The organism is Streptomyces sp. NPDC059373 (assembly GCF_042751495.1).
GTDB lineage: Bacteria > Actinomycetota > Actinomycetes > Streptomycetales > Streptomycetaceae > Actinacidiphila.
Genome location: NZ_JBHYXC010000022.1, coordinates 125,651 through 132,180, shown reverse-complemented (window position 1 = coordinate 132,180; position 6,530 = coordinate 125,651). Strand labels below are relative to the sequence as shown.

At 71.7% G+C, this 6,530-nt stretch carries 8 protein-coding genes; 2 read left to right on the top strand and 6 right to left on the bottom strand.

Translation table 11 applies throughout. The features are described 5' to 3' along the window. Positions 1-34: 34 nt before the first annotated feature. A complete protein-coding gene (locus ACFXJ5_RS26475) occupies positions 35-433 on the bottom strand; it encodes a cyclic nucleotide-binding/CBS domain-containing protein (protein ID WP_384635882.1) in 399 nt (132 codons plus the stop codon). A gap of 107 nt (positions 434-540) precedes the next feature. Beyond that, complete coding sequence (gene hisN / locus ACFXJ5_RS26470; protein WP_384635879.1) at positions 541-1,338, bottom strand: histidinol-phosphatase; 798 nt, start codon at positions 1,336-1,338, stop codon at positions 541-543. Between the two features lie 123 nt (positions 1,339-1,461). Here hisN and ACFXJ5_RS26465 point away from each other — a divergent pair, with 123 nt between their 5' ends. Then, complete coding sequence (locus ACFXJ5_RS26465) at positions 1,462-2,085, top strand: TetR family transcriptional regulator (protein ID WP_384635876.1); 624 nt, start codon at positions 1,462-1,464, stop codon at positions 2,083-2,085. Positions 2,086-2,099: 14 nt separating this feature from the next. Here ACFXJ5_RS26465 and ACFXJ5_RS26460 read toward each other — a convergent pair whose 3' ends face one another. The 4 genes from ACFXJ5_RS26460 to ACFXJ5_RS26445 form a co-directional block, all read right to left on the bottom strand. After that, positions 2,100-2,423, bottom strand: a complete 324-nt coding sequence (locus ACFXJ5_RS26460; RefSeq protein ID WP_384635873.1) for a DMT family transporter — start codon at positions 2,421-2,423, stop codon at positions 2,100-2,102. A gap of 76 nt (positions 2,424-2,499) precedes the next feature. Beyond that, positions 2,500-3,501 (bottom strand): ribosome small subunit-dependent GTPase A, encoded by a 1,002-nt coding sequence (gene rsgA, locus ACFXJ5_RS26455; RefSeq protein WP_384635870.1) that lies wholly within the window; start codon positions 3,499-3,501, stop codon positions 2,500-2,502. A 12-nt stretch (positions 3,502-3,513) separates the two neighbouring features. Beyond that, positions 3,514-4,836 (bottom strand): 3-phosphoshikimate 1-carboxyvinyltransferase, encoded by a 1,323-nt coding sequence (gene aroA, locus ACFXJ5_RS26450; RefSeq protein WP_384635867.1) that lies wholly within the window; start codon positions 4,834-4,836, stop codon positions 3,514-3,516. A 96-nt stretch (positions 4,837-4,932) separates the two neighbouring features. Next, entirely contained in the window at positions 4,933-5,646 is a 714-nt protein-coding gene (locus ACFXJ5_RS26445) for a M50 family metallopeptidase (protein WP_384635864.1), read from the bottom strand. A gap of 53 nt (positions 5,647-5,699) precedes the next feature. Between ACFXJ5_RS26445 and ACFXJ5_RS26440 the strand changes: the two genes are divergently transcribed. Further along, positions 5,700-6,497 carry an SOS response-associated peptidase gene (locus tag ACFXJ5_RS26440; protein ID WP_384635861.1) on the top strand — a complete coding sequence of 266 codons (798 nt, stop codon included), beginning with the start codon at positions 5,700-5,702 and terminating at the stop codon, positions 6,495-6,497. Positions 6,498-6,530: the final 33 nt, after the last annotated feature.

The following is a 6,530-nucleotide window of genomic DNA, read 5'->3' as shown; positions in this document are numbered from 1 at the left end:
CGTCCAGGGACCTGACCCCGGCCGGCTTTTGCGGCTAGGCCATGGACGCGGTTTCGAGGGGCACTGGCGTCCAGCAGCGCACGATGTCGCGCACCGAGACGATCCCGACCGGTGAGTTGCCCTCCAGCACGATCAGGTGCCGGAAGCCGCCGTGCACCATCGCGGCGGCGGCGTCCTCCAGGGTCCACTGCGGGGCGGCGAAGACCACGTCGGTGGTGGTGTGGCGCTGGGCGGTCTCCAGGTCGGGGCTGAGCCCGGCGCCGACCGCGTCGAGGATGTCACGTTCGGTGAGGATGCCGAGTCCGTAGGTGTCGGGGTCGAGGACCACCGCTGCGCCGACCCGCCGGGCGGACATCAGCTGGGAGGCCTGGCGGAGGGTGTGGGTGGGTCCGATGGTGAGGACGACGGTGCTCATGGCGTCACGGACGAGCATGAAGTACCCCTTGAGATTGCTTTCACAAGTTCACAAGCTCGGGCATTCTCATGTTCACATGCTTCGCGTGGCGCAGCAAGGGCACTGCGCAGAGTGATTGGCCGGGGCTACGAACGCCCCAGGTAGCCCAGCATCTCCTCGTGCAGCAGCCCGTTCGAGGCCGCCGCGTTCCCACCGTAGGGACCCGGGAGGCCGTCGAGGCTGGTGAAGCGGCCGCCGGCCTCCCGGACGATGACCTCGTTGGCCGCCATGTCCCACAGGCTGAGCTCCGGCTCGGCGCAGATGTCGACCGCGCCCTCGGCGACCATCATGTACGGCCAGAAGTCCCCGTAGCCGCGCGTGCGCCAGACCTTGCGGGTCAGGTCGAGGAAGCCGTCGAGCCGGCCCTGCTCCTCCCAGCCGCTCAGCGAGGAGTAGGCGAACGAGGCGTCCTCCAGGTTGCGCACGTTCGACACGTGCAGCCGGGTCGCGGAGGACAGGCTGCGGCCGGTGTACGCGCCCGTGCCCTTGGCCGCCCACCAGCGGCGGCCCAGCGCCGGCGCCGACACGACGCCCACCACGCCCTCGTCACCGGTGTCGCCGCGCACGTTCAGGGCGATGAGGGTGGCCCAGACGGGCACCCCGCGTACGTAGTTCTTGGTGCCGTCGATGGGGTCGATGATCCAGCGGCGGGGACCGGTGCCCTGAGTGCCGTACTCCTCCCCGAGGACCGCGTCGCGCGGGCGGGCGCGGCCGAGCTGGCCGCGGATCAGCTCTTCGGCCCGCTTGTCCGCCTCACTGACGGGCGTCATGTCGGGCTTGGTCTCGACCTTGAGGTCGAGTGCCTTGAAGCGGTCCATGGTCGCGGCGTCGGCGGCGTCAGCCAGGATGTGCGCGAGGCGCAGGTCGTCGTTGAAGTCGGGCATGAAGCGAACAGTATCGATCGCATGCCGTCGCGGTCACGCATGGAGCGCCCGGAGCCTTGACACGGGCCTACCGCGCGTCAATTCTGACCGGACGGCCCCGTCTCCCGGGTCGTGGAGGCGACGATGCCCACAGCACGTGAATCGCTGCTCGACGCGGCCCTGTTGGCGCTCGCGGAGCAGCCCTGGGGTGCAGTCCGGATGGTTGACGTGGCCGCCACCGCCGGAGTGTCGCGGCAGACCCTCTACAACGAGTTCGGCAGCAAGGAGGGCATCGCCCGCGCCCTGGCCCGCCGCGAGGCCGACGACTTCCTCGACGGCCTCGACCACGCCCTGTCCACCGCCGGGAGCCTCGGCGCCGACGTCGGCGACTGCTTCGCCGCCGCCACCGCCTGGATGCTCCACACCGCCCGCCGCAACGCCCTGGTCCGCGCCACCCTCACCGGCTGCCGCGGCGACCGCGTCCCGGCCGCCGCCGTCATCGCCGTCCCCGCCCAGCGCGGGCCGCGCGCCCGCAAGGAGGACCAGCCCCTGACCTCCGCCGAGGTCATCGCCGCCATCCGGTCCCGGGCCGCAGTCGCCCTCGCCGGCGGCTTCCCCAGGCTCGACCCCGCCGAGATCGCCTGGACCTGCGAGGCCGCCGTCCGCCTCGCTCTCTCGTACGTCGTCGCTCCCGCCGCCGACGACGAGGAGGCCTGCCTCCAGGTGGCGCGGCTGGTACGGGGGTTGCTGGCGCCGCGCGGGTGGTGACCGGCGGACGGTGGCTAGTGCGCCGACCCCGACAGCTGGAGCCCGATGACGCCGAGGATGACCAGGGAGATGGAGACCAGCTTCAGGGTGGACACGATGTCGCCCAGGAAGGCCATGCCGTAGATGGCCGTGCCGGCGGCGCCGATGCCGGTCCAGACGGCGTAGGCGGGGCCGACGTCGAGCTTCCTCAGGGACAGGGTGAGGAGGCCGAAGGAGCCGAGGGCGAAGAGGCAGAAGGCGACGGTGGGCCAGAGGCGGGTGAAGCCGTGGGAGAGCTTGAGGCAGACGGCGAAGCCGGTTTCGAGGATGCCTGCGACCACCACGAGGAGCCAGGCCATCGAATGCCCTCCCGTTACGTTCCTGTGGATCCCGTGTGATGAGCGATCATCACACAGCATGCCCGGAAAACAGGGGTCAGTCCCCTTCCCTGCGCTCTCGCGTCGCAAGGAGCCGCCGCAGGGACTCCAACCGGGCGGGTTCGGCGTGGCCGGCGGCCACCCAGGCGTCCAGGGCGCAGTCCGGTTCGTCGTGGCTGCAGGCGCGCGGGCAGTCCTCCGTACCCGGTTCGAGGTCGGGGAAGGCGTGGATGACGCGCGAGGGGTCGATGTGGTGGAGGCCGAAGGAGCGGACGCCGGGGGTGTCGATGACCCAGCCGTCGTCCCCCGGCAGCGGCAGCGCCAGGGCGGAGGTCGTGGTGTGGCGGCCGCGGCCGGTGACGGCGTTGACGATGCCGGTGGCGCGCTGCCGCTCGACCAGGGCGTTGACCAGCGTGGTCTTGCCGACGCCGCTGTGGCCGACGAAGGCGGTGATGCGGCCCTTGAGGCGTTCGCGGATCTGGTCGACGCCGCCGGTGAGGAAGTCGTCCCGGTTGGTGACGACGTAGGACAGGCCCAGCGGCCCGTACGTCTCCAGCAGCGGCTCGGCCGGGGCCAGGTCGGACTTGGTGAGGACGAGGAGGGGGTCGAGCCCGGCGTCGTACGCGGCGACCAGGCAGCGGTCGATCATGCGCGGGCGGGGCTCGGGGTCGGCGAGGGCGGTGACGATGGCGAGCTGGTCGGCGTTGGCGACGACGACGCGCTCGTACGGGTCGTCGTCGTCGGCGGTGCGGCGCAGGACGGAGTCGCGCTTCTCGACCCGGACGATTCGCGCGAGGGTGTCCTTGTCGCCGGAGAGGTCACCCACGACGGCGACCCGGTCGCCGACGACCGCGCTCTTGCGGCCCAGCTCGCGGGCCTTCATGGCGACGATCTGGCGGTCGTCGATGAGGACGTGGAGCCGGCCGCGGTCGACGGTGAGGACCATGCCCTCGGCGGCGTCCTCGTGCTTGGGGCGGATGTTGGTGCGCGGACGGTTGCCCTTGGGGTTCGGGCGGGACCGGATGTCGTCCTCGTCGGGGTTCTTGCCGTAGCGACGCATGACCGCAGGCCCTCAGGCCCGCACGGGCGAGAGCATGGCGGTCCACATCTCGGGGAAGTCGGGGAGGGTCTTGGCGGTCGTCGCGACGTTCTCCACCTCGATGCCGTCCACGGCCAGGCCGAGGACGGCGCCGGCGGTGGCGAGACGGTGGTCGTCGTACGTGTGGAAGACGCCGGAGTGCAGCGGGCGCGGGCGGATCCGCAGGCCGTCCTCGGTCTCGGTGACGTCGCCGCCGAGCTCGTTGATCTCCTTGGTGAGGGCGGCGAGCCGGTCGGTCTCGTGCAGGCGCAGATGTCCGACACCGCGCAGTACGGACTCGGAGTCGGCCAGCGCGGCGACGGCGGCGATGCCGGGGGTGAGCTCGCCGACGTCGGACAGGTCGGCGTCGATGCCGTGGATGCGGCCGGTGCCGGTGAAGGTGAGGCCCTTCTCGGTCAGCTCGCAGGAGCCGCCCATGCGGGTGAACAGCTCGCGCAGCGCGTCACCGGGCTGGGTGGTGCGCTCGGGCCAGTCGGGGATGGTGACCCGGCCGCCGGTGATCAGCGCGGCGGCCAGGAAGGGCTGGGCGTTGGACAGGTCGGGCTCGACGGTCAGGTCGCTGCCGAGCAGTGCGCTGGGGTCGACCCGCCAGACGTTCGGCTCGCCGCCGTGCTCCGGGGTGTCGACCTTGGCGCCGGAGGCCCGCAGCATCTCGACCGTCATCTTGATGTGGGGGAGGGAGGGCAGGCTCGGGCCCACGTGGCGGACCTCGACGCCCTGATTGAAGCGCGGCCCCGACAGCAGCAGCGCGCTCACGAACTGCGAGGACGACGACGCGTCGATCGACACCTGCCCGCCGTCCAGCGCCCCGCCGCCGTGCACGGTCAGCGGCAGCGAGCCGCGCCCCTCGTCGTCGATCCGGGCGCCCAGCACGCGCAGCGCGTCGATCACGCCGTGCAGCGGGCGCTCGTACGAACGCGGGTCGCCGTCGAAGCGGATCGGACCGTCGGCCAGCGCGGCCACCGGGGGCAGGAAGCGCATCACGGTGCCGGCGTTGCCGACGTCGACCGTGGCCGGGCCGTGCAGCCCGGCCGGGATGACCCGCCAGGCCTCGCCGCCGTACGGATTGACGGTCTCGTCGATCTGGACGCCCATGGCGCGCAGCGCCTCGGCCATCAGCACGGTGTCGCGGCTGCGCAGCGGACGGCGCAGCCAGCCGGGCTCGGAGGCGAGCGCGGCCAGCACGAGGGCGCGGTTGGTGACCGACTTCGACCCGGGCACGGTGACCGTCGCGTCGACGGGGCCGGACGCGATGGGTGCGGGCCACAGGGTGGTGTGCGCGGTGTTACCGGTCATGGAACCCAAGCCTAGTGGCTGCCGTCGAGGGAGAATCTTGATCGTATCGGGCGAAACCTGTGGGAAACAGACCTCTGGTAAGCCTCCCGCGTTGGTTTACAGGCCCAGCAACCAGCGGCCGCCGCCGAAGAGGCCGATGAGCCCGATGGCGTAGAAGAGCAGCATCCACAGGGCCGCCGGTGTGTGCGTGAGCCGTGCGAGCTGGTCGGCGTCCGAATCCGGCGCTCCGCCGTGGCGGCGCTTGCGCTGCAGCTCGAAGAGCGGGCGTACGCCGCCGAGCAGCAGGAACCAGACGACCAGATACGCGAAGGCCGCCTGCACGGCGGGGCCGGTCAGCCACGACACCAGCAGAAAGGCCGCGCCCGTGAGGATGACGGTCACCGCGCCGTACGCGTTGCGGATCATCACCAGCATCGCGATCAGCAGTGCCGTCGCGCCCCACAGGAGCGCCGTGATGTGACCGGCGGCCAGGAGCACCGCGCCCAGGATGCCGAGCAGCGACGGCGCGCTGTAGCCGGCGGCGGCGGTCAGCACCATGCCGAGGCCGGTCGGCCTGCCGCGCGAGACGGTCAGGCCCGAGGTGTCCGAGTGCAGCCTGATGCCGTCGAGGCGGCGGCCGCTCAGCAGGGCGACCAGGCCGTGGCCGCCCTCGTGGGCGATGGTGATCGCGTTGCGGGTCAGCCGCCATATGCCGTGCGGCAGTATGGCGGCGAGCGCGACGAGGGCGGTGCCTGCGACCAGCCATGAGGAGGGGTCGGGCTGAGTGCCGACGAGTTCGTTCCAGACGTTGTTCACATCGGTGAGCTGCACGCAGGGCACCATACGACGGCGAGCTGTCAGCGTGCCGTGGCAATCTGGCACTTATGTGCGGTCGATATGCAGCGAGCCGGAGGCCGGAGGATCTCGTCGGTCTGTTCGAGGTACGGCAGTGGGATCCGGAGGAGGCACTCGCCCCGAACTGGAACGTGGCGCCCACGGACACCACGTACGCGGTGCTGGAGCGCCCCGACAAGGAGACCGGCGAGGTCGTCCGGCAGCTCCGCGCGATGCGCTGGGGGCTGGTGCCGGGGTGGGCCAAGTCACCTGACGTCGGCGTGAAGATGATCAATGCCCGGGCCGAGACCGTGCACGAGAAGGCGTCCTTCCGGCGCCCCTTCGCCTCGCGGCGGTGCCTGCTGCCGGCGGACGGCTATTACGAGTGGGTCACCGCGCCCGAGGAACGCCAGCTCGAGGAGCAGGGCAAGAAGAAGCGCCCCAGGAAGCAGCCGTACTTCGTGACGCCCGTCGACGGCTCCGTGATGGCCATGGCCGGTCTGTACGAGTTCTGGCGCGACCGCACGCTCCCGGACGACCACGAGCGGGCCTGGTGGGTCACCTGCACCGTCATCACCACCGCCGCCGACACCGCGCCCTTCGCCGAGCCCGCCCCCGACGACCGCCCCCGCTCCCTCGCCGACATCCACCCCCGCATGCCGCTCATGCTGACCCCGGACCGCTGGGACGACTGGCTTTCCCCCTCCCGTACGGACGCCCTCCTCACCCCGCCCCCCGCCGGAATCCTTCGGGCCTACCCGGTCCGCACCGACGTCAGCAACGTCCGTAACAACGGCCCCGAGCTGGTGGAGCCGCTTCCGGCTCCGGAGGAGGAGACGCTGTTCTGAGCTCTCCCGCCGGCCACCCGCCGTCGTGTTGCG

Bases quoted from the DNA above. Each gene is read 5' to 3' on its own strand.
- ACFXJ5_RS26475 (WP_384635882.1), bottom strand. From the start codon at position 433: ATGCTCGTCCGTGACGCCATGAGCACCGTCGTCCTCACCATCGGACCC.
- hisN (WP_384635879.1), bottom strand. From the start codon at position 1,338: ATGCCCGACTTCAACGACGACCTGCGCCTCGCGCACATCCTGGCTGAC.
- ACFXJ5_RS26465 (WP_384635876.1), top strand. From the start codon at position 1,462: ATGCCCACAGCACGTGAATCGCTGCTCGACGCGGCCCTGTTGGCGCTC.
- ACFXJ5_RS26460 (WP_384635873.1), bottom strand. From the start codon at position 2,423: ATGGCCTGGCTCCTCGTGGTGGTCGCAGGCATCCTCGAAACCGGCTTC.
- rsgA (WP_384635870.1), bottom strand. From the start codon at position 3,501: ATGCGTCGCTACGGCAAGAACCCCGACGAGGACGACATCCGGTCCCGC.
- aroA (WP_384635867.1), bottom strand. From the start codon at position 4,836: ATGACCGGTAACACCGCGCACACCACCCTGTGGCCCGCACCCATCGCG.
- ACFXJ5_RS26440 (WP_384635861.1), top strand. From the start codon at position 5,700: ATGTGCGGTCGATATGCAGCGAGCCGGAGGCCGGAGGATCTCGTCGGT.